Source organism: Microbispora bryophytorum (assembly GCF_006874465.1).
GTDB lineage: Bacteria > Actinomycetota > Actinomycetes > Streptosporangiales > Streptosporangiaceae > Microbispora > Microbispora bryophytorum.
Genome location: NZ_VIRL01000033.1, coordinates 32,291 through 54,250 on the forward strand (window position 1 = coordinate 32,291; position 21,960 = coordinate 54,250).

14 protein-coding genes and 1 pseudogene are annotated in these 21,960 nt (G+C 71.5%); 12 read left to right on the forward strand and 3 right to left on the reverse strand.

Going from position 1 to position 21,960, the window contains the following annotated elements; all coding sequences use genetic code 11:
- Positions 1–77: 77 nt before the first annotated feature.
- The 5 genes from FLX07_RS34520 to FLX07_RS34540 are packed head-to-tail and all read left to right on the forward strand — an operon-like array spanning position 78 to position 5,508.
- Complete coding sequence (locus FLX07_RS34520; protein ID WP_142575925.1) at positions 78–1,523, forward strand: sugar ABC transporter ATP-binding protein; 1,446 nt, start codon at positions 78–80, stop codon at positions 1,521–1,523.
- A complete protein-coding gene (locus FLX07_RS34525) occupies positions 1,520–2,518 on the forward strand; it encodes an ABC transporter permease (RefSeq protein WP_142575928.1) in 999 nt (332 codons plus the stop codon). The genes FLX07_RS34520 and FLX07_RS34525 overlap by 4 nt, the downstream gene beginning before the upstream one ends.
- On the forward strand, positions 2,515–3,456 hold the full coding sequence (locus tag FLX07_RS34530) for an ABC transporter permease (protein WP_142575930.1): 942 nt from the start codon (positions 2,515–2,517) through the stop codon (positions 3,454–3,456). The genes FLX07_RS34525 and FLX07_RS34530 overlap by 4 nt, the downstream gene beginning before the upstream one ends.
- A complete protein-coding gene (locus FLX07_RS34535; RefSeq protein WP_142575932.1) occupies positions 3,443–4,672 on the forward strand; it encodes a substrate-binding domain-containing protein in 1,230 nt (409 codons plus the stop codon). The genes FLX07_RS34530 and FLX07_RS34535 overlap by 14 nt, the downstream gene beginning before the upstream one ends.
- Positions 4,673–4,689: 17 nt before the next feature.
- Entirely contained in the window at positions 4,690–5,508 is an 819-nt protein-coding gene (locus FLX07_RS34540) for a sugar phosphate isomerase/epimerase family protein (protein WP_229689981.1), read from the forward strand.
- A 59-nt stretch (positions 5,509–5,567) separates the two neighbouring features.
- On the opposite strand, the gene FLX07_RS38175 is transcribed toward FLX07_RS34540, so the two are convergent.
- A complete protein-coding gene (locus FLX07_RS38175; protein WP_142575936.1) occupies positions 5,568–6,962 on the reverse strand; it encodes a lectin in 1,395 nt (464 codons plus the stop codon).
- Between the two features lie 331 nt (positions 6,963–7,293).
- Here FLX07_RS38175 and FLX07_RS34550 point away from each other — a divergent pair, with 331 nt between their 5' ends.
- Positions 7,294–9,981 (forward strand): glycoside hydrolase family 3 protein, encoded by a 2,688-nt coding sequence (locus FLX07_RS34550; RefSeq protein ID WP_142575938.1) that lies wholly within the window; start codon positions 7,294–7,296, stop codon positions 9,979–9,981.
- Positions 9,982–10,061: 80 nt separating this feature from the next.
- A complete protein-coding gene (locus tag FLX07_RS37290; protein ID WP_142575939.1) occupies positions 10,062–11,504 on the forward strand; it encodes an acyltransferase family protein in 1,443 nt (480 codons plus the stop codon).
- Positions 11,505–11,545: 41 nt separating this feature from the next.
- On the opposite strand, the pseudogene FLX07_RS38180 reads toward FLX07_RS37290, so the two are convergent.
- Positions 11,546–12,508 (reverse strand): annotated as a pseudogene (locus tag FLX07_RS38180) (MFS transporter); the annotation flags it as partial.
- Positions 12,509–12,843: 335 nt separating this feature from the next.
- On the opposite strand from FLX07_RS38180, the gene FLX07_RS34565 reads away from it, so the two are divergent.
- Positions 12,844–14,562, forward strand: a complete 1,719-nt coding sequence (locus FLX07_RS34565; protein WP_142575943.1) for a DEAD/DEAH box helicase — start codon at positions 12,844–12,846, stop codon at positions 14,560–14,562.
- 32 nt (positions 14,563–14,594) lie between these two features.
- Here the strand turns inward: FLX07_RS34565 and FLX07_RS34570 are convergent, their stop codons facing one another.
- A complete protein-coding gene (locus tag FLX07_RS34570; protein ID WP_142575945.1) occupies positions 14,595–16,460 on the reverse strand; it encodes a bifunctional copper resistance protein CopD/cytochrome c oxidase assembly protein in 1,866 nt (621 codons plus the stop codon).
- An 887-nt stretch (positions 16,461–17,347) separates the two neighbouring features.
- Between FLX07_RS34570 and FLX07_RS34575 the strand changes: the two genes are divergently transcribed.
- The 4 genes from FLX07_RS34575 to FLX07_RS34590 all read left to right on the forward strand — a co-directional run.
- The gene (locus FLX07_RS34575) at positions 17,348–19,096 is read left to right on the forward strand and encodes a glycoside hydrolase family 27 protein (RefSeq protein ID WP_142575946.1); all 1,749 of its coding nucleotides are present in this window, start codon (positions 17,348–17,350) and stop codon (positions 19,094–19,096) included.
- A gap of 283 nt (positions 19,097–19,379) precedes the next feature.
- Positions 19,380–19,970, forward strand: a complete 591-nt coding sequence (locus FLX07_RS34580) for an MFS transporter (RefSeq protein ID WP_142575948.1) — start codon at positions 19,380–19,382, stop codon at positions 19,968–19,970.
- A 102-nt stretch (positions 19,971–20,072) separates the two neighbouring features.
- Positions 20,073–20,804 carry a YcnI family copper-binding membrane protein gene (locus FLX07_RS34585; RefSeq protein WP_142575950.1) on the forward strand — a complete coding sequence of 244 codons (732 nt, stop codon included), beginning with the start codon at positions 20,073–20,075 and terminating at the stop codon, positions 20,802–20,804.
- A gap of 852 nt (positions 20,805–21,656) precedes the next feature.
- Positions 21,657–21,960: hypothetical protein (locus FLX07_RS34590; RefSeq protein ID WP_142575952.1), on the forward strand; the 304-nt coding region annotated here is incomplete at its 3' end.

Genomic DNA, 21,960 nt, shown 5'->3' on the forward strand with positions numbered 1-21,960 from the left:
AGAATCCAGAGAGCACAGCAGTGCGGCCGAATCCGCGAGGCCTTTCTCTCTTCCGTTCCCGCGGCGGAGTAGACCCGATGCTGACCATGACGGGCATCGGCAAGAGCTTCTTCGGCGTGCGGGTGTTATCCGGCGTCGACCTCGCGGTCGTTCCGGGCGAGGTCCACGCGATTGTGGGAGAGAACGGCGCGGGCAAGTCCACGCTCATGAAGATCCTCGCCGGAGTGCACGCACACGACGAGGGAACGATCGAGATCGACGGCCGGCGCGTATCGTTCGGCCACCCGCTGGACGCCCAGCGCGCCGGCGTGGCGATCATCTACCAGGAGTTCAATCTGCTGCCCGAGCGGACCGTGTCCGAGAATGTCTTCCTCGGCAGGGAACCCATACGGCGCGGCCTGGTCGACCGGACCGCGATGGACACCGCGACCGCCCGGCTGCTCGCCGAACTGGGTGAGGCCTCCTTCGGCCCCCGACGGCTGGTCAAGCGCCTGTCGGTCGCTCAGCAGCAGGTCGTGGAGATCGTCAAGGCGCTGTCGCTCGATGCCCGGATCGTCGTGATGGACGAGCCCACCGCCGCGCTGGCCGAGCACGAGGTCGAACTGCTCTACCGGCTGGTGCGGCGCTTGCAGGAGCGAGGCATCGCCGTGCTCTACATCTCTCACCGGCTACGCGAGGTGTTCGACCTCAGCGACCACGTGACGGTCATCAAGGACGGCAGGCTGGTCACGACGGTCGCCACCGAGGACGTCACCTCCGAGGATCTGGTCCGCCTCATGGTCGGGCGCGATCTGAACGGTTACTTCCCGCCACGCTCCACCTCGGTTGGGGAGACACGGCTCCAGGTCACCGGCGGCGGCAACGACCGGCTGCACGACATCGACCTGAAGCTGAACGCGGGAGAGATCGTCGGCATCGCCGGGCTTCAGGGATCCGGCCGGTCGGAGCTGGCCAAGGCCCTGTTCGGTGCCGATCCGTTCACCCGGGGCGAGATGACGCCGGTGCGCCCGCGCTCGGTCCGCGAGGGAATCCGTGCCGGAGTCGGCCTGGTGACAGAGGACCGTAAGAGCGAGGGCCTGGCCCTGCGCCAGTCGGTGCGCGACAACGCCCTTCTCGTGACCCGCGCGATGGGCCGTGGTGCTCGCCGCAGCGGGGTGCGGGAACTGCTGGAACGCGTCCGGCTCAAGCCGCCCCGCGAGGAGCAGGAGGTTCGCTACCTGTCCGGCGGCAACCAGCAGAAGGTCGTGCTCGCCAAGTGGATGACCGTCGCCCCGAAGGTGCTCCTGTTCGACGAGCCCACCCGTGGGGTCGACGTGGGCGCCAAGGCGGCCATCCACGACTTGATGCGCGAGCTGGCCGAAGACGGCGTCGCGATCATGATGATCTCCTCCGAGCTTCCTGAGCTGATCGGCATGAGCGACCGCATCGTCGTGCTCCGGGAGGGCCGCATCGCGGGCACCCTTCCCTCGGGCTCCGCAGAGGAGGCCATCATGAGCCTGGCCGCGGGCGAGGTGTCCTCATGAGCCAGAACGTGCTTGCTGACAGCAGGGCCAGGTTCGCGGCGCTGGTGAATCCCACGAGTGTCGTCTTCCTGGCACTGGCCGCCGTGATCCTCGTGGGCTGGGCGCTGGTAGCCGTGGACGGTGGTCAGTTCCTCACGATGGAGACCGTCGTCGGGGTGCAGCAGCGCTCGGCGGCGCTCGGGATCGTCGCGGTAGGCCAGACGCTGGCCATCCTGGCGGGATCCCTCGACCTGTCGGTCGCCTATCTGATCAGCCTCGCCTCGCTGGTCGCGGCGGTGACCATGGCGGGCCAGGACTCCAACATCGTGCTCGCGGTCGGCGCCGTCATGGGAGTGAGCGCACTGGTCGGGCTGGTCAACGGCCTGATGATCAGCAAGCTGCGAGTGCACGCGTTCATCGCCACACTCGGCGTCTCACTGATCATCAAGGGAATCCTGGGCGACCTCTACGACGGCCCGGCCGGCCGGGTGCCGGAGTCCTTCCAGCACCTCGGCTACGACCGGTTGGGCCCCGTGCCCGTCTCGGCGTTGCTCTGGGCCGCGGTCGCACTCGTCGCCTGGTTCCTGCTCAGACGGACCAAATACGGCTACAGGGTGTACGCCGTCGGCGGTGACGTCGAGGTCGCCAGGTTGTCCGGCATCCGCACCGACCGGGTGATCATCATCACGCACGTGCTGTGCTCGCTCTGTGCCGGCATCGCGGGACTGCTGCTGGCCAGCAGGCTCGGCGCCGGAGCCCCGACCGTGGGCACCGACGGTGGATACGACCTTGAGTCCATCGCCGCCGTCGTCCTCGGCGGCGCCGCGCTGGCCGGGGGCAGAGGCGGAGTCGCGGGCACCGTGGGCGGCGTGCTGCTGCTCGCCGTCCTGGACAGCGTGTTCAACCAGCTGGAAGTGAACTCCTTCTTCAAGGACGTCGTGCGGGGCGTGGTGATCGTCGTCGCCGTTGCCGTTTACGCCCGGCGTACGGGCCTGGTCGGAAGGAGGCGGACGTGAAGCGTGCGCTGCCGATTCTCGCGGTGCTGGCGGTGCTGCTGGCCGCCATCGCCATCGTCAACCCGTTCTTCCTGGAGCCTGCCGGGTTCCTGTCCTTCGTCAGGCGCGCCGCGCCCCTGGTCATCCTCGCCGCCGGGCAGTACCTGGTGATCGTCGCGGGCGAGTTCGACCTGTCGGTCGGATCGCTGGTCACCGTCGAGGTGGTCGTCGCCGCCCGCTTGATCGACGGGGACGAGGCGGCGACCTGGGCGGTGCTGGCCCTGCTGATCGTTCTAGGCCTGTTCGTCGGTCTGGTCAACGGTGCGGTGACGACCCTCCTTCGCGTGCCGTCGTTCATCACCACGCTCGGCATGATGCTCGTGCTGTCCGGCGCGGTCTTCCTGTGGACGGGCGGCGCACCGCGCGGCGCGCTCTCCCAGGCTTTCCGCATGTTCGGCAGGCAGACCGGATGGGCTGTGCTCATCCTCGTGGTCGTCGCCGTCGCGGTCGTGTTGCTGATGCGGGCGAACTTCGGCAGGACACTCATCGCCATCGGCGACAACGAGCGTGCGGCCGCCCTGTCCGGCGTACGGGTGACCAGGGTGAGGATCATCGCCTTCGCCCTCTCCGGCGTGTCCGCCGCAGTGGCCGGAATCCTGCTCGGTGGGTTCGCCGGCGTGTCCGCTCAGGTCGGCCAGGGACTGGAGTTCCAGGCAATCACCGCGGTCGTCCTGGGCGGCGTCGTCCTCGGCGGCGGTCGCGGCACGGTCATCGCCGCGATGGCGGGGGCGTTCACCCTGGAGGCCTTGTTCACCCTGCTCAACCTGTACGGCGTCTCTGGGGCGCTGAAGTTCACCGTGCAGGGCGTCGTCCTCATCGCCGCCGTAGCGGCCGGAGCCATCCGACTTCCCTTCCTTGATGCCCCGAAATTAAAAGGAGACGCCCATGCGGTTTCATAGACCGCTCATCCTCGCCGCTGCGACTCTGACGGTGTTCGCCGTCGGCGGCTGCACCAGCGACAAGCCCAGCACCACCACAGCCGCCGACACGGGCGCCGACACGGCGGCGACCACGGCCGCTTCGACGGCGCCGGCCTCGGGAACCGGTGAGCAGTCCAAGTTCTTCGTCCAGGCTGACTACGACGCTCAGCTCGCGATGCGCTCGCAGACGGCGGAGGGACCGGCGGACAAGCCCTGGGAGCAGGCCATCGCGCCGCAGATGGTGTCCACCGCCGAGTACAAGAAGGACGGGCCGTACAACCTGTGCTTCTCCAACGCGGCGGTCGACAATCCCTGGCGGCAGGTCGGCTGGAAGACCATGCAGGCCGAGGCGGCGTTGCACAAGGAGATTTCCAAGCTCACCGCCCTCGACGCCGAGGGCAAGGACGACAAGCAGATCTCTGACATCGCCGAGCTGCAGGCCAAGGGCTGCGACGCGTTGATCGTCTCGCCCAACACCACGGCGACGCTCACTCCAGCCGTCAAGGGCGCCTGCGGCAAGGTCCCGGTCATCGTCTTCGACCGGGGCGTGGAGACCGACTGCCCGGTGACGTTCATCAAGCCGATCGGCGGCTACGCGTTCGGTGCCGACGCGGCCGATTTCCTCGTGGAGAAGGTGCCGGCGGGCGGGAAGATCCTGGCGCTGCGCATCAGCCCCGGGGTGGATGTGCTGGAGACCCGCTGGTCGGCGGCGAAGGCCGCCTTCGACTCCAGCGGCCTCCAGGTCGTCGGTGTGGAGTTCACCGACGGCGACGCGGCCAAGGCCAAGGGCATCGTCAACGACTACATCCAGCGGAACGGCAAGCTCGACGGCGTCTGGATGGACTCGGGAGCCACCTCTGTGGCCGTCGCTGAGGCGTTCGAGGACGCCGGCATGCCCGTCCCGCCGATGACCGGTGAAGACCAGCAGGACTTCCTGCGTAAGTGGAAGGACGACGGTCTCACCGCCGTCGCTCCCACGTACCCCACCTACCAGTGGCGCACACCGATCATCGCCGCCTTGAAGATCCTCAAGGGTGAGGAGGTGCCGAAGGTGTGGAACCTTCCGCAGCCCAAGATCACGGCGGAGACCCTCGACCGGTACCTGCAGCCGAACATGCCGCCGCTGCACTACGCGCTGTGCGGCTGTGAGGGCATGCCGGGATTCCCCGAGAAGTGGGGCGGTAAGAAGGGGTGAACGCGTTCCCTCTCGGAGTGAACACGTGGGTGTGGGTGTCGCCGCTGACGGACGACGACCTCGCGTCCCTGGTGCCCCGGGTCGCGGCGTGGGGGTTCGACGTCATCGAGCTGCCGGTGGAGCGGCCCGGCGACTGGGATCCTCACAAGGCCGCGGCGCTGCTGGCCGAGCACGGGCTGAAGGCGTCGGTGGTGCTGGTCATGCCGCCGGGGCGGGAGCTCGTGGCGGCCACGGCCGGGGTCGTCGAGGAGACCCAGGACTACCTGCGGCACTGCGTGGACGTGGCGGCGGTCGTGGGCTCCCCGGTGATCGGCGGGCCCGCCTACGCCTCCGTCGGCAGGACCTGGCGGATGTCGGACGACGAGCGCCGGACGATCTACACCGAGCTCCGGGACAATCTTGAACCCGTGGTCGACTACGCCGGCGAGCGCGGTGTGGCGATCGCGGTCGAGCCGCTCAACCGTTACGAGACCAGTCTGCTCAACACCGTTGAGCAGGCTCTCGAGGCATTGCCCGACGGATGCGGCCTGGCGCTCGACGTCTATCACATGAATATCGAGGAGAAGGATCCGGCGCAAGCCGTACGTGCCGCGGCGGGCCGGATCGCGCATGTGCAGGTCTGCGGAACGGATCGGGGCACACCAGGCGTCGACCGCTTCGACTGGCCCGCCTTCACCCAGGCCCTGGGTGAAGCGGGCTATGCGGGCCCCCTCGTCATCGAATCCTTCACCGCCCACAACCAGACGATCGCCACCGCGGCCTCCATCTGGCGGCCGCTCGCACCAAGCCAGGACTCCCTCGCCGTGGACGGCCTGGCCTTCCTCAGGTCGCTGTAGCCGGCCCCGCGGGTCCCCCGCCATTGGCGGGGAACCCGCGGGAGCCCGTCGACTCCAGCTCAGACGCGGGTCCACCTCTGGTTGGCGCCGCCGTTGCACGTCCAGGTCTGCACCTTGGCGCCGTTGGCCGTCTGGTTGCCGTTCACGTCCAGGCACAGGCCCGACTGGACGCCGACCACAGTGCCGCCGGAGTTGAGCGTCCACTTCTGGTTGGCGCCGCCGTTGCAGTCCCAGATGCCCACCGTCGCGCCCGCCGTGGTCCGCTGGTCGAACACGTCCAGGCACTTCGTCCCGCCGAACGTGCGCAGCTCCCCGGAGGAGGTGAGGGACCACTTCTGGCCCGCGCCGCCGTTGCAGTCGTAGATCTGCATGGTCGAGCCGTTGGTCGCGGCGCCGCCGGCGACGTCGAGGCAGCGCCCCGACTGGCCGCCTACGAGCGTGAAGTTCTGCGGCGGCGGCGCGGCCGCCCAGGTGCCGGTCGCCGTGTCGATGGTCCAGGAGTCGTAGAACGCGCTCATCGAGGCGGTGGAGCCGTTGATCGTGAGCGGCAGCCAGACGGGCGTCGAGCTGTTGAGGTCGCCCGGGTTCCACCGGTCGCCGATGTAGAGGTATGTGGTGCCCGACGAGCCCGACACCGGCACGACGGAGGAGGTCTGGGAGTCGAACGTGCGGCTGCCCGCGGGGGCGAACGTGGTGAAGCCGCTCCACGGCCCGGACAGGGAGGTCGCGGTGGCGTACGCGTTGTCGTTGGTGGACCAGCCGGTCAGGTGCGAGGCGAACAGGAAGTACCGTCCGTTCACCTTGACCATCGCCGGGGATTCCAGGTCGGCGAGCACCGCCGTCGTGCTCACCGCCTGGGTGTAGTCGGCGGAGAGCCGGTCGATGCGCAGGCCGTGGCTGCGGTCCTCGGTCAGCAGGTAGGCCGTGCCGTCGTCGTCCTTGAACAGGCCCAGATCCCGGCTCTCGTACCCCAGCGGACGTGAGGAGCCGCGGTAGGTGTACGGCCCGCACGGCGTCGGGCTGGTGGCCACGCCCGCCCGCGCGTCGCTGTAGGAGGAGTTGTCGATGTGCACCCACATCACGTACTGGCCGGTCGCCGTGTTGTAGATCACCTTCGGCCGTTCCACGATGCGCCCGGCGGCGAGGTCGCCGCTGCTCTGCCGGCTCAGCGCGTTGCCCACCCGGGTCCAGGTGGCCAGGTCCGTGGAGGAGTAGCAGGCGACCGCCGTGAACGTGGCGCCGGCGCTCTTGTCCTCGCCGACCATGTAGTAGGTCGAACCGACCTTGAACACTCCGGCGCCGTGCGCCTGCAGCCGGTTGCCCGCCGTGTCGTACCACAGGACGCCGGGGTGGAGCGTCGCGGCGGCGGCGAACCCCGGGGCGGGCGCGAACAGCCCGGCGATCATCAGGACGGCTGCGGCGAGCGCCGTGAACCAGGCGCGTGTGCGTCTCATGGGTGCCTCACCTGGGACGGAGCGTCGATCTTGGCTTCGGGCTCCCCGGACCATAGACATGGTCCGGGGACGGAAGCAATGCCCGGTCCGCTCCGCCTGCCGGCCGTCCGCGGTGACCTCGGCCTCGGCGGTCCGCCGCGGCCGGCCGTCCCGAAACTTTCACGAGGCGGTGCCGCAGGCCCGAGGGCGCCCGGGAGGACATCGTCCCGCCCCGCGCCGGTGAGATCCGGGAGAGCGCTCTCTTGACCGATGGGCCGTATGGGGTGACGATCTGCGCAACACGCCCGTAACACCCGATCTGGTCCTCGTGGCCCCTCGAGAACGGACGTTCATGCGCACAGTCATCACCCCCCGCCCGCCGAGCCGTCGGCGGCTGCTCTCGGCCCTGGCCGGCCTCGCCCTGCTGCCGGGCGCCGCGGCGGCGGCGGCCCCCGGCGGGCCGCCGGGGAAGCCCGAAGGCAAGCCCCCGGCCCGGCCCGTGGTCGGCAGGCCGGACACGGACCACGGCTGCGCGCGCATCGACAAGCGCCTGCCCACGCTGCCCGACTGGCCGGCCGTCAAGAGCGAGATCAAGCGGAACCCGGCCGACGAGAAGCGCGTCGCCAAGATAGTCGCGGGAATGACCCTGGCCGAGAAGGTCGGTCAGATGACCCAGCCGGAGATCTCCGCGATCACTCCGGAGGAGGTCGCACAGTACGGCATCGGCTCCGTGCTCAACGGCGGCGGGTCATGGCCGGGCCGCGACAAGCACGCCTCCCCGCAGGACTGGCTCGCCCTCGCCGACGCGTACTGGCAGGCGTCGGTGAGCACGCGGACCAAGATCCCGGTCATCTGGGGCATCGACGCCGTGCACGGCCACAACAACGTGTTCGGCGCGACGCTCTTCCCGCACAACATCGGCCTCGGCGCCGCCCACGATCCCTGCCTGCTGCGCGACATCGGCGCCGCCACCGCCGCGCAGATCCGCGCGACCGGCCAGGACTGGGCCTTCGCGCCCACCCTCGCCGTCGTGCGGGACGACCGCTGGGGCCGCACGTACGAGGGCTACTCGGAGGACCCGCGCATCACCCGCGCGTACGGCTACGAGGTCGTCCGCGGCCTGCAGGACGGCGGCTCCCACAGGCTGGGCGACCGGGGCGTGATCGCCACGGCCAAGCACTTCATCGGCGACGGCGGCACGCTCAACGGGCAGGACCAGGGGGTCGACCCCTCGTCCGAGGCCGACATGATCAACATCCACGGCCAGGGCTACTACGGCGCGCTCGCCGCCGGGGCGCAGACCGTCATGGCGTCGTTCAACAGCTGGACCAACGAGGACCTCGGCATCACCGAGGGCAAGGTGCACGGCAGCAGGAAACTGCTCACCGAGGTGCTCAAGCAGAAGATGGGCTTCGACGGCGTCGTCGTCTCCGACTGGAACGGCATCGGCCAGGTCGCCGGGTGCACGAACTCGAACTGCGCCCGGGCGATCAACGCCGGCATCGACGTGGTGATGGTGCCCAATGACTGGAAGGCGTTCATCTCCACCACGATCGCCCAGGTCGAGGCGGGGGAGATCCCGATGTCCCGGATCGACGACGCCGTGACGCGCATCCTGCGGGTGAAGCTGCGGGCGGGCCTGTTCGACGCGCGCAAGCCCTCCGCGCGCCCCGGTGCGGGCTCCGCGAAGGCCCTGCAGGCGCGGGCGCTGGCCAGGAAGGCGGTGCGGGAGTCGCAGGTCCTGCTGAAGAACAACCGCAAGGTCCTGCCGCTCTCCCCCCGATCCAAGGTGCTGGTGGTCGGCAAGAGCGCCGACAGCATGCAGAACCAGACCGGCGGCTGGACCCTGACCTGGCAGGGCACCGGCAACACGAACGCCGACTTCCCGAACGGCACGACGATCCTGGGCGGCCTGCGCGAGGTCCTCGGCACGGACAACGTGGCCTTCAGTGAGAGCGCCGACGGGGTGGACCCTAGCCGGTACGACGCCGTGATCGCCGTGATCGGCGAGACGCCGTACGCCGAGGGCGTGGGCGACCTCGGGCGGCGCTCGTTGGAGGCCGCCGCGCTCTACCCCGGCGACCTCGCGGTGCTCGGCAAGGTCGCCGGCAAGGGCACGCCGGTCGTCACCGTCTACGTCACCGGCCGCCCGCTGCACGTGAACAAGGAGCTCAACCGGTCGGACGCGTTCGTGGTCGCCTGGCTTCCCGGCACCGAGGGCGGCGGCGTGGCCGACCTGCTGGTCAGGAGCCGCGACAGCGGCCCCGGCTACACCGGCACGCTGTCGTACTCGTGGCCGAGGAGCGCCTGCCAGTCGCCGCTCAATCCCTCCACTCAGAAGCAGGGTGAGGAGAGCTACGACCCGCTCTTCCCCTCCGGCTACGGCCTGCGCTACGGGCAGACCGGGTCGGTCGGCACGCTCGACGAGACCTCGCCCGGGTCCGGCTGCTCCGGCACGGGCGGCGGCGGCACCGCGACCGAGGACCTGGAGGTCTACAACCGCCAGGACGTGGCGCCGTACAAGAGCTACATCGGCTCGGCCGAGAACTGGGGCGGCACGGAGATCGGCGTGGACGGCGAGGCGACGCACTCGGAGATCGCCGTCGTCCCGTCGGACGTCGCCGTGCAGGGCGACGGGCTGAAGGCGACCTGGAACGGCGCCGGAGCGGCGCAGCTCTACATGCAGGACCCCGCGGGCGGCAGCGACCTGCGCGGCTACCTGAACGCCGACGCGGCGCTGGTCTTCGACACGATCGTCCACCAGCCGCCGGCGGCCCGCACGGTGATCAGCGCGCACTGCGTCTACCCCTGCTTCGCGGAGGTCGTGGCGACGTCGCTGTTCCAGAACCTGCCCGCGGGCACGAAGGCGACCGTCAAGATCCCGGTGTCCTGCTTCTCGCCCAACCTGGACTTCGAGAACGTCAACACGCCGTTCCTCGTCTACACCGACGGCGCGTTCTCGGCGTCGTTCGCGAACGTCCGGTGGGTGCCGGGCGCGGCCGGGGACGCCGACGCCCGAAGCTGTGCGGACCTGACATAGAGGTGCGTATGCGCCCTCTGAGGCCGTGAGGTCCAGGGGGCGCTTACGCTTTTCCCAGGCTGACCCCCTACCCTGACCGGATGTTCGTCGATGTTGTGGAAACGAACCGGACCGGTGTCGGAGAGGAGGCGTCGCCCGCCCAGCCGCAGCCGCAGCCGCAGCCGCAGCCGCAGCCGCAGTCGCCGCCGCAGTCGTCGCGGCAGGGATGGCTGGACGCGTTGCGCGGCCTGGCCGCGCTCGTCGTGGTGTTCGAGCACTGCGTCGACGCGCTGTTTCCCGAGGTGCGCGCGGGCGCGAGCCAGTGGTTCAACTTCGGCCAGTACGGCGTGCTCGTGTTCTTCCTCGTCAGCGGCTACGTGGTGCCGGTCTCGCTGGAACGCCGCGGCAGCGTCGGCGGGTTCTGGATCAACCGGGTCTTCCGCCTGTATCCCCTGTGGTTGGTCGCCGCGGCGGCCGGGACGGTGTTCGGCGCCGAAGGCGTGTACGCGACGCTGCCGAGCCAGCTGGCCGACAGCCCGGGCATCTCGGCCCTGGCGCACCTGACGATGCTGCAGGACCTCCTCCAGGTGGTCAGCGTCGTCAACGTGTTCTGGACGCTGTCGTACGAGATGGTCTTCTACCTGCTCGTGACGGCGATGTTCGTGGCGGGCGTGCACCGCGCCGGCACCACGGGCATGCTCGCCTTCGCCGCGGCGGCTCTCACCGTGGGCGGACTGCTGCCCGCGGGCGCGCTGTCGCGTGGCGCGGGCACCGCCCAGGTCGTGGTGGTCACGGCGGTCGTGTTGCTCGCGGCGGCCGCGTCGCTGGCATGCCGCGGGTGGCCGCGCGTGTGCGGCACCGCCGTCGCGGCCGTGCTGGCTCTGGTGCTGCTCGGCGCCAACAGCAGGATCGGTGCGTGGCAGAGCCTCGCCATCCTCGCGACGATGTTCGCCGGCACCGTGCTCTATCGGCTGGACCAGGGACAACTTCGCTGGAAGAGGAGCGGATGGGCGCTGGCGTGCGTCCCGGTCGCCTCCATCGGCGCCGCGTGGGCGTTCGGCCCCGGCTGGGGCATGCCCGCCGACCAGGCGCTGGCGTTCACCTGGGGCTGGTCCACGGCCGTCGCCGCGGCGTGGGCCACCTTCCTGGCCGCCCGGCTGCTGCGGCGCCGGCCGATGCCCCGCGCCCTCGTGGGGCTCGGCCTGATCAGCTACTCCGTCTACCTGCTGCATCCCCTCGCCGTGCAGGTGCTCCGGCGGCTGACGACGGACCCGGGCCGCTTCTCCCTCGCCGAACGCCTGGTCATGGCCGTCCTACTGCTCGCGGTGGTGCTCGCCTGCTCCACGCTGACCTACCGGTTCGTCGAGCGCCCAGCCCAGTCCCTGGGCCGTCACCTGTCCCGCAGGGCACGCCAGGGCGCGAGCCTTCCCGCGCCCAGCAGGACCGCCAGCAGCAGCACGGTGACTAGCGCGAACGAGGCGGGCAGCCCGGCCAGCGCGGCGATGCCGCCGATGGCGCTCGGCGCGACGAACCCCGACGCGTAGCTCACCGTGGCCGCGCCCGCGACGCCCTCGCTCGGTGAGGGCGCGGCGTTGCCCGCCGCCGCGAACACCAGCGGGATGACCACCGCGATCCCCACGCCGATCAGCATGAACCCGGCGATCGCCGGCACCGGGGCCCGGGAGAGCACGACGAGCAGTCCGCCGAGCGTCGCCAGCACCCCGCCGCCGCGCACGGTCGCCACCGGCCCCAGTCGCCGCACCACCGCGTCGCCGCACAACCGGCCCGCGGCCATCATGCAGGCGAAGGCCGTGTACGCCGCGGCGCCCACCGCCTGGGACGCGCCCGCGACCTGCCGGAGGTAGACCGCGCACCAGTCCTGGGCGGCCGCCTCACCGAACACCGAGCAGAAGCCCACCAGCCCGATGACCAGCACTCCGCGCGGAGGAAGCACGAAATGGGGCGGGGCCGGCTCGTCCGCGCCCGCCCGCACGTCGAGCAGCGACGGGCCCACGACCAGGGCCAGGAGGAACAGCACGACCGCCGTCCCGCCCAGATGGATCCGGGCGTCGAGGCCCGCGCTCGCCGCCAGCGTGCCCACCGCGCCGCCCGTGAGCGTCCCCACGCTCCACATGCCGTGCAGCCCGGACATGATCGAACGGCCGAGCCGCTGCTCGACCACCACCCCCTGGGCGTTCATCGCGACGTCGCCGATGCCGGCCACCGCGCCGTACAGCATGAGCGCCGCGCACAGCAGGGGCAGGTTCGGCGCCAGCGGGGGCAGGACGAGGACCAGGCACCACAGGCCGATCGAGACGCGGGTGACGGCCCGCCCGCCGAACCGGTGCGTGAGGCGCCCGGCGGTCGGCATCGCGAGGATGGAGCCGACGGCGGGCGCGAGCAGGGCGAGCCCCAGCTGGCCGGGCCCGGCCCCGACGTGGTCCTGGATCCAGGGGATGCGGGAGGCGAAGCCCCCGGTCACCGCCCCGTGCAGGGCGAAGGTGACCGACACCGCGAACCTGGCCCGCCTCAGCTCCCGAAGATCCATGATCACACGTTATGTCCTCGCGGACCGTGTCACTCGCGGGCCATGTCCTCTCGGGCCATGTCAGCGGGGTGACCGCTGAGACGCGCTGGTCCCAGCCCTGTGGGATGATGTTCCAGCCCCCTCCAGCCCGACGCCGGGTTGACTCCGGGTCGACGCGGTGGCCCCGACTCGCATGCGGACGGGCTCTCCGCGCCCCGCTGCGCGGTGGAACCCAGGGGAACTCCGGGCCGCGTGCCGGGGGCTGCGTTCGGGGTAAGGGCGGAAAGACCATAGGGTCGTCCCGTGCACATTCGCCCCGCCACAGCCGGGACCAGGAGCAGGACCAGGAGCAGGACATGGTCGTGAACGAGATCGATGAAGGACCCGGATTCGCCGACCTGGCGCTGGGCCCCGAGCTCCTCAAGGCCCTGACCGGTCTCGGCTACGAGGAGCCCACGCCCATCCAGCGGGAGGCCATCCCGCCGTTGCTGGAGGGCCGCGACCTCCTCGGGCAGGCCGCGACCGGCACGGGCAAGACGGCCGCGTTCGCCCTGCCCATGCTCCAGCGGCTGCACGGCGACCCCCACCGGGTGGACACGGAGGCCGGCGGCGGCGAGTCCGGCGGGCTGGTGCTGGTGCCCACCCGCGAACTGGCCGTGCAGGTGTCGGAGGCCATGCACCGCTACGGCCGCGACCTCGGCACGCGTGTGCTGCCCATCTACGGCGGCCAGCCGATCGGGCGGCAACTGCGGGCGCTTGAGCGCGGCGTGGACGTCGTCGTCGCCACCCCGGGGCGGGCGCTCGACCACATCGGCAGGGGCACCCTGCCGCTCAAGGGCCTGCGCATGATCGTCCTGGACGAGGCCGACGAGATGCTCGACATGGGCTTCGCCGACGACATCGAGGCGATCCTCCAGGAGACCCCGGAGAACCGGCAGACCGTGCTGTTCTCCGCGACCATGCCGCCGCGCATCGACGGGATCGCCCGCCGCCACCTGCGCGAGCCGGTGCGGATCAGGATCGAGCGGGAGGCGCCCGCCGCCGGCGAGGCCCCGCTCATCCGCCAGAGCGCCTACATCGTGAGCCGGGCGTACAAGCCGGCCGCGCTGGGCCGGGTGCTCGACGTGGAGGCCCCCACCGCGGCGATCGTCTTCTGCCGCACCCGTGAGGAGGTCGACAGCCTCACCGAGACGATGAACGGCCGCGGCTACCGCGCCGAGGCGCTGCACGGCGGCATGGGCCAGGAGCAGCGCGACCGGGTCATGGGCCGGCTGCGCAGCGGGACCGCCGACCTGCTCGTCGCGACCGACGTGGCCGCGCGCGGCCTCGACATCGAGCAGCTCACCCACGTCATCAACTACGACGTGCCGTCCGCGCCCGAGTCGTACGTGCACCGCATCGGCCGGGTGGGCCGGGCCGGGCGCGAAGGGGTGGCGATCACGCTCGCCGAACCGCGCGAGCACCGCATGCTGAAGACCATCGAGCGCGTCACCCGCAGCAAGATCGCGGTCGAGAAGGTGCCGACGGTCGCCGACCTGCGCGCCCGGCGGCTGGAGCTCACCAGGGCCGCCCTGCAGGAGAGCCTGATGGAGGACGGCGACCTCGACCGCTTCCGGGTGGTGGTCGAGACGCTCGCCGACGAGTTCGATCTGGTCGACATCGCGCTCGCGGCGGTCAAGCTCGCCCACGAGTCGACCGGCGCCGCCGCCGACGAGGAGGAGATCCCCGAGGTCACGCCGCGCACGCAGCGGCCCGAGCGCGGGCCGCGCGACGACAGGTTCGGCCGCGACGAGCGGCGCGGGCGGCGCGGAGGCGGCGCGATGAGCCGCGTCTTCGTCGGCGCGGGCCGCAGCGCGGGCGTGCGTCCCCAGGACATCGTCGGCGCGATCACCGGGGAGACCCGGGTCAGCGGGCGCGAGATCGGCGCGATCGAGATCGCCGACCGCTTCACCCTGGTCGAGATCCCGGACGGCGCCGTGGACGAGGTGGTCGCGGCGCTGCGCCACACCACGATCAAGGGCAGGAAGCCGATCGTGCGCAGGGACCGCGACGACGCTCCCCGCGGCCGCCGCTGACCGTCCCGGGCGGATCTCGCCCGGAGGCCCGGTCAGCGGGCGCCCACGGACCTTCCTGAGCGGACGGCCGCGGCGGTCCTGCGCCGCGCCGCGCGCCAGCGGGCGAGCAGCAGCGCGAGCAGGCCCGCGAGGACGGCGACGGTCACGCCGGTGCCGAGCAGCGCCCCCAGTCGCTGGTCGCCCGCCCGGTCCGGCGCCCACGGCAGCCCGAGCGCCGCGTACCACTCGGGCGCCTGCGGCGGCTCCGACAGCACCACCAGGCCGGTCCACACGCGTACGGCGATCGCCCCGGCGAGCATCCAGGCGCGGACCTGGGGCCGGATCGCGCGCGGGAGCGGGTCCACGCCGGCGGCCACCGCGAGGAACAGCACCGCGGTGACCGTCACCACCGTCTGCGCGGCCAGCCGCAGGGCGAGGCTCGGCTGGGCGTATCCGAACAGGCCGGTCAGGTACAGCGCCGCATACGGCAGCGCGTACAGGGCCAGCGCGGTCACCGGATGGGACAGCGCGCGGCCGGCGGGACCGCCGGCGGGATCCCCGTCCGGACGGGCCCGCCGCCACAACGTCACCGGGGCGCCGAAGACGAGCAGGAGGGGGCCCACGGCGCCGAGCAGCGCGTACTGCGCCGCGTGGGCCGAAAACAGCGCGGGCGCGTAGGCCGCCACACCTCCCGAGGTGGCGTAGGCGAGGACGGCCAGGCCGGCCAGCCAGGAGGCGGTCCGCCCGGCCGGCCACCCCTCGCCGCCCCCCGGAGCGCGCGACAGCCGCCGTACGCCGGACAGGTACGCGGCGAGGGCGGCGGCCAGCAGGAGCAGCGCGATCGGGTCGGGCCGCACCTCGGTGACGAGCGCGCCCGGGGAGAGGGGAGGCAGGGCGTATCCCAGCGCGTTGTGCTGGTGCATGGCGGTCGCGGTCTCCGCGGGCGGGGGCGTGCGTCCCAGCGCCACGGCCAGGCCCAGCGTGCCGGCCATCACCGCGATCTCGCCACAGGCGAGGCGGAGGAACGGCGCGCGGGCCCCGCCGGAGTCCATCGCCTCGATGGTCCTGCGCCGATGCCGCCAGCCGAACCAGCCGAGCACCGCCAGCGCGGCGATCTTGGCGAGCACGAGCAGGCCGTACCGCGACTGCCAGAGCAGGGGCAGGGAGCCGAGTCTCACCCAGGCGTTGAGTGCGCCGGACGCCCCGACGGCGGCGAAGCAGCCGAGCGCGAGCGTGCTGAAGCGGCGCACGGCGACGGCGAGCCCGGGCACGGCGCGCAGGTGCGCCACGAGGGCGTACAGGCCGCCGGTCCACAGCGCGACGGCCGCCACGTGCGCCATCAGGCTGAGGACGGCGAGGTTGTGGTCGGCGGCCGAGGCGGAGTGGCCCACGTACACCGGGGGCAGCACCGCGAGGAGCGCCACCGCGAGCAGCGTGAGCCGGAGCAGGGGGCCGTCCGGCAGGAGCGAGCCGGCGGCGACCGCCAGGGCCGCGAGCGTCACGGCCAGGAACGCCTGACCCTGCGGGATGTGGAGGAGGAAGGCGGGCAGCGCGCCGGAGCGCAGCGCGCCGCCGGGGGGTAGCCCGAGGAAGTCCGAGAGCGTCAGCGCCTCGGTGACCGCCGCGCTGGCCGCCCAGCCGAGCGCCCAGGCCCCGGCCGCCCGCACGACGGCCCGGCCGCTCGCGGGGGCCAGCACGACGGCCGCCAGCAGGACACCGACCGTGGCGGCGGCGCAGACGTCGTGGACGAGGCGCACGACCGGCAGACCCCAGGTGGTCAGGGTGCCGGGGGAGGGCAGGCCCTGAATCGCCGGTTGCGGTCGGCCGCCCCCGAACCACAGGGCGAGCGCCAGCACGGCGAACGCCGTCGCGGCGACGGCGGGGACGACCACGCCGCGGCGGCGCTGGGGAGATGTCATCGTCGGCGTTCCTCGGCTCGGCACCGTTGATCGTGTGCGAGTATGACCGAAAAGTCGTCATTGGGGGAGTCCCCGGCGACGGAATCGGCCGTCGGCGGCAGGGCGCGCTCACTCGCATCGAGGGGAAGAGCGGTGCAAGAGCCGGCCGAGTGGGTCAGCGCCGACGTGCCGGCATGTTCTCCTTCCTCTTGTCAGGTGCGAGCCGCGTGGGGGGAAGTCAGTGCGTTCGCGCTGTCTCACGGGGTCGGGCGTGAGATGCCGCGCGGTCGCGGAGCGGTGAGGTCTTCCTCGATGGTTCTCCGTGATTGTTAGCGTTAACAATCGAATGGCCGAGAGGTTCTCCTTCCGAAGGCAGCCCGAGGGGTGGTTGCAGCGGAGCACATACGATGCGGCGAGCGCTGTCAAGAGCCCGGGTCCTGGCCGCATCAGGGGATTCCCGCCCGCCGGTGCGCACAGCTCCTCCTGCTGCGGGAACACGCTTCTTCTCGGCGGCAGACCACGCTGAAAGTTTCACCGGCCGGGGCGCGTGCGGGCGGCGCGAGTTCGTTGGACACCTGGTTTCGTCGGACAGTTGGGGTCGTGCGAGAGGTGCGCCGCGCGAAACGATTCGCTCAACGGTCTTGACACATCTCACGGTGGTTTCGACACTGATCTCGCGTTCGGCTTCTTCCTGCCTGGGTCGGTGATGAGCGGCAGGGGCTGACGGTGCCGTCGGTCGCGTCGCGTCCGGCGATCCGTCACGCAGTGAATCTCGCGGGTGTCTCCGGCTTCTTCCCTGTCATGCAGCCATGCCCCGCTCGACCTGGACGCGGGATCCGCCGGCCTCCTTCTCCGGAGATCGGCCGTGCCCGCGCCTGTCGAGGGCCCCCAACCAGAAGGAGAGACGAATGCGACTACGCGGTCCTGGCCGGCGTCAGTCCCCCGGCCACACCGTGGATGGCCGCTCCCCCCGCGTCCGGCGGTTACGGCGGCTGGTCGCCGCCGTACACCTCGCGATCGTGACGATGGTGCCGGCGGGGTGGGTGGTCGCGGACGGCGCCGCCGCCGCCACGACGAGAACGGCCGCCGCCGCGGCCGTGGCGACGGTGACGACTCCGCCGATGGGCTGGGCGTCGTGGAACACCTTCGCGGCGCAGATCAACTACAACGTGATCAAAGCCCAGGTGGACGCGATGGTGTCCTCGGGGATGAAGGACGCCGGCTACCAGTACGTCAACATCGACGAGGGCTGGTGGCAGGGAACGCGTGACTCGTCCGGCAACATCACGGTCGACACGGCGGAGTGGCCGGGCGGGATGAAGGCGATCGCCGACTACATCCACAGCAAGGGTCTCAAGGCGGGCATCTACACCGACGCCGGTCGGAACGGATGCGGCTACTACTACCCGACCGGGCGTCCGGCCGCGCCGAACACCGGCAGCGAGGGCCACTACGACCAGGACTTCCTGCAGTTCTCACAGTGGGGATTCGACTTCGTGAAGGTCGACTGGTGCGGAGGGAATGCCGAGGGTCTCAACTCTCGCACCGCCTACCAGGCGATCAGCGACGCGATAGACCGGGCCACGGCACAGACCGGGCGGCCGATGGTGCTGTCGGTGTGCAACTGGGGTGTCCAGAGCCCCTGGGACTGGGCGCCGAGCATGTCCACCATGTGGCGGACCAGCGGCGACATCATCTACTGGGGGCAGACCGCGTCGATGGACCGGGTGCTGGCCAACTTCGACTCCGCCCAGCATCCCGCCGCCCAGAGCCCGGGGCACTACAACGACCCCGACATGCTCATCGTCGGGATGAACGGCTTCTCGGCCGCGCAGAACCGTACGCACATGGGCCTGTGGGCGATCGCGGGGGCGCCGTTGCTGGCGGGCAACAACCTCGCCACGATGAGCGCCGAGACCAGGGCGATCCTCACCAATCGGGAGGTGCTGGCGGTCGACCAGGATCCTCTCGGGAGGCAGGGGGTGAAGGTGGCCGAGGCCGTGAGCGGACGCCAGGTCTACTCCAAGGTGTTGTCGGGGACAGGCCGGCGCGCGGTGCTCCTGCTCAACCGGACCACCTCGGCCGCCGCCATCACCGCCCGCTGGTCCGACCTCGGCCTCGCCGGGCCGGCGACCGTACGGAACCTCTGGGCGGGGACCGACTCCGGGACGTTCGACGGCGGCTACACCATGACCGTGCCCGCCCGCGAAGCGGTCCTCCTCACCGTCACGGGGAGCGGCGCCACGCCGTCCCCCACGCCCACCCCCACCGGAACGAACGCGATCAAGGGAGTGCAGTCGGGCCGGTGCCTGGACGTCACCGGCGTCTCCCAGGCCAACGGCGCCCTGGCGCAGATCTGGGACTGCAACGGCCAGTCCAACCAGCAGTGGACCCCGACCTCCTCGGGTGAGCTGCGGGTCTACGGCAACAAGTGCCTCGACGTCAACGGTGCGAGCACCGCCGATGGCGCCAGCGTGCTCATCTGGGACTGCAACGGGCAGAACAACCAGAAGTGGCGGTTCAACTCCGACGGCAGCATCACCGCGGTCGGCGCGAACAAGTGCCTGGACGCCTACAACAACGGCACCGCCAACGGCACCAAGGTCATCATCTGGACCTGCAACGGCCAGTCCAACCAGCGCTGGGCCCGCACCTGACCGCTCCGCACATGCCCTTCGCCGGGACGGCGCGATCCGTCCCGGCGAAGGCCGTACGCGGCAGCGGCGCACTGCGGCGGACTGCGGCGGACTGCGGCGGAACTGCGGCGCAGAGCGGCCTCTTCCCCGTGGCCGACGCGGTCGCGGCCCGTCTTCTGTGATCACGGGGGCGCTTTCTGTGGTCACGGGTGTTTTCGGTGGTCGCGGCGCGCCTTCTGCGGTCGCCTGGAAGATCGGCGACGGACCGGCCGGGAACGCCCGGGTGTGAGACAATCCCGGCGTCATGCGCGCCACGCTCTCCTTCAGGCTCGCGCGGTCGGCCGCGTTCTCCGCCGTCTGCGTGCTGCTTGCCGTCGGCGCGCACCAGTTCGCGGGCGGAGGCGGGCCGACGCCCGCCGCGCTCCTCACGGGGGTGCTCACGGTGACGGCCGGCGCGGCCGTCGCGGCGGGCCGGGAACGGTCGCCCCAGGCGATCGTCGGCCTTCTGGTCAGTGCCCAGGTGTTCCTGCACTTTCTCCTCGACGCCACGGGGTCCGCCGCCGCGTCACACCCCACCTGGCACGGCGGCCTGAGCACGCAGACCGGCATGCTCACCGCCCACCTCACCGCGGCGACGCTCACCGGATTGTGGCTGGCACGCGGTGAGGAGGCCCTGTGGTCCGTGCTGCGCGCGATCAGCGCCGGTGTGGTCCGCTGCCTGCGGGCGGTGGCCGCGCTGGTGCGTGCGTTGCCGGCGCTGCAGGGGTCCGATCTCGCGGGCACCGGACGGCCACGCCTGTGCCCGATGCCGAACTCCGAGCGCATCCCGCACACCGCGGGGGTGCTGCGGCACGCGGTCGTCCGCCGCGGGCCACCGGTTCTCCGGGTCTTCTGAGCCTCACGCGCGAGCGGCGCGTATCTCCCTGCGGGACCTGCCTGTCCCCGCAGGGCCGTGCTCGCGCGCCTCCGTAATCTCGCAGACGACTGGAGAACCCCCATGACCTCGTATGTCCGTCGAGCGGCCACCGTCACCGCCGGTGCTCTCGCGCTCACCATCGGTCTCGCCGTGCCCGCCCTCGCCCACGTCACCGTCAACCCCGGCACCGCCGTGCAGGGCTCCTGGACGAAGATCGCCTTCCGGGTCCCCAACGAGCGCGACAGCGCTTCGACCACCAAGGTGGAGGTCGAGTTCCCCACCGACCACCCGTTGCCGTTCGTCTCGGTGCGCCCGGTCCCCGGCTGGGACGTCAAGCTCACCCGGGGCAAGCTGCCCAAGCCCGTCGTCTCCGACAGCGGCGACACGATCACCGAGTCGGTGCTGAAGATCACCTGGTCTGGCGGGAAGATCGAGTCCGGCCAGTTCCAGGAGTTCGAGGCGTCGGTGGGTCCGCTGCCGAAGAACGTGGACGCGCTCGAGTTCCCCACGGCGCAGACCTACTCCGACGGTGAGATCGTCAAGTGGGCGGACGCGCCGAAGGCCGACGGGTCCGAGCCCGAACACCCCGCGCCGGCGCTCAAGCTCGTCGCCGCCGAGGAGGGGGAGGACGACCAGCACGGCGCCGCCCCATCCTCGCCCGCCGCCGCTCCCACGGTGGCGACCGCGGCGAGCGATGACGATCACGATGGCGGGGACACCACTCCGGCCCTGGTGCTCGGCGGTCTCGGCCTCGTCGCCGGCCTGGTCGGAGCCGGAGCGGGCATCACCGCCCTGCGCCGTTCCCGCGGCTAAGCCGCCCTACAGGGAGCCTGTTCCGGGTCACGCGACCCGGAACGGGCTCCCTCTTCTCTGGGCGTGCCTTGCCCGAGCTGCCCGGCCGCCCCGGCCCACGCCAACACCCACACCGACACCGACGTCAGCGTCAGCGTTGAGGCCCATGCCCACGTCGGCGTCAGCCTTGAGGCCCGCGCCCACGCCAACACCCACACCGACACCCACGTCAGCGTCAGCGTTAAGGCCCACGCCCACGTCGGCGTCAGCCTTGAGGCCCGCGCCCACGCCAGCTCAGGTCAGCGTCGGCGTCGAGGCCCACGTCCACGTCTGCGTTGAGGCCCCGCGGCGCCCACGTCAGCGTTGACGCCGACGCCGGCCTGTCGCACGCTGCCTCAGAGAACGCCCTTCCATTCGCGGCCGGCGCCATCCCTTGCAAGTGGCTGTGACTCCACGTTTGTACTGGTGGGAGGTTGGAGTCGATAGTCTGTTCGAGATAGGGTGAGGGCAGCCGTTACAGGTGAGCCTAGTGGGCGGGCCCTTGGTGGCCGTACGCCGTGTGTTGAGCCGAGTCTGTGTGAGGGAAGTCCCGGTCCGGGCGGCCGGGAGTCGTTCAGTCGCCTTCGTCTCCGCTCCCGGGGGTCCCGCACCGTGTCCGCGCCTTCGCCCGCGCCTTCATCCGCTCCTGTGTCCACGCCCGTGTCCGCACCCGTGTCCGCTCCTGGATCCGGGCCTGGGTCCGCGTCTGTGTCCGCACCCGTGTCCGCTCCTGGGTCCGGGCCTGTGTCTGCTCCTGGGTGCGTGTCTGGGTGCGGGCCGGGTTCGTCGTCTGCTGCCGCGGGGTCGTCTTGGTGTGGGGCGGACGGGGCGCCGGTGGCGATTCCCGCAGGGCTGGCGGTGATGCCGCCGGGGGCCGGGCTGGCCCGGGTGCTGGCGGGGATCGATGTGGAGCAGGTGTCGGGGTTCGACACGGTGGAGGTGCTCAAGGCCGCCTACCGGCAGTCCTGTCACGAGCGGGCGCGTTTCCTGCACGCGCTGCTGGAGGTCGGACTGCGCGAGCAGTTCACCGGCGACAGCGTGGTCCGCCTGCACGTGCCCGATGAGTTCGCTCCCGATGAGGCGCGGGCGGCGCTGGTGTGGTCGCGCCGCCGGGCGGACTCGGCGTTCGATCTGGCGT

Coding starts and splice junctions, on each gene's coding strand:
- FLX07_RS37290 (WP_142575939.1), top strand. CDS start 10,062: ATGTTCGTCGATGTTGTGGAAACGAACCGGACCGGTGTCGGAGAGGAG.
- FLX07_RS34575 (WP_142575946.1), top strand. CDS start 17,348: ATGCGACTACGCGGTCCTGGCCGGCGTCAGTCCCCCGGCCACACCGTG.
- FLX07_RS34535 (WP_142575932.1), top strand. CDS start 3,443: ATGCGGTTTCATAGACCGCTCATCCTCGCCGCTGCGACTCTGACGGTG.
- FLX07_RS34580 (WP_142575948.1), top strand. CDS start 19,380: ATGCGCGCCACGCTCTCCTTCAGGCTCGCGCGGTCGGCCGCGTTCTCC.
- FLX07_RS34525 (WP_142575928.1), top strand. CDS start 1,520: ATGAGCCAGAACGTGCTTGCTGACAGCAGGGCCAGGTTCGCGGCGCTG.
- FLX07_RS38175 (WP_142575936.1), bottom strand. CDS start 6,962: ATGAGACGCACACGCGCCTGGTTCACGGCGCTCGCCGCAGCCGTCCTG.
- FLX07_RS34520 (WP_142575925.1), top strand. CDS start 78: ATGCTGACCATGACGGGCATCGGCAAGAGCTTCTTCGGCGTGCGGGTG.
- FLX07_RS34565 (WP_142575943.1), top strand. CDS start 12,844: ATGGTCGTGAACGAGATCGATGAAGGACCCGGATTCGCCGACCTGGCG.
- FLX07_RS34550 (WP_142575938.1), top strand. CDS start 7,294: ATGCGCACAGTCATCACCCCCCGCCCGCCGAGCCGTCGGCGGCTGCTC.
- FLX07_RS34570 (WP_142575945.1), bottom strand. CDS start 16,460: ATGACATCTCCCCAGCGCCGCCGCGGCGTGGTCGTCCCCGCCGTCGCC.
- FLX07_RS34585 (WP_142575950.1), top strand. CDS start 20,073: ATGACCTCGTATGTCCGTCGAGCGGCCACCGTCACCGCCGGTGCTCTC.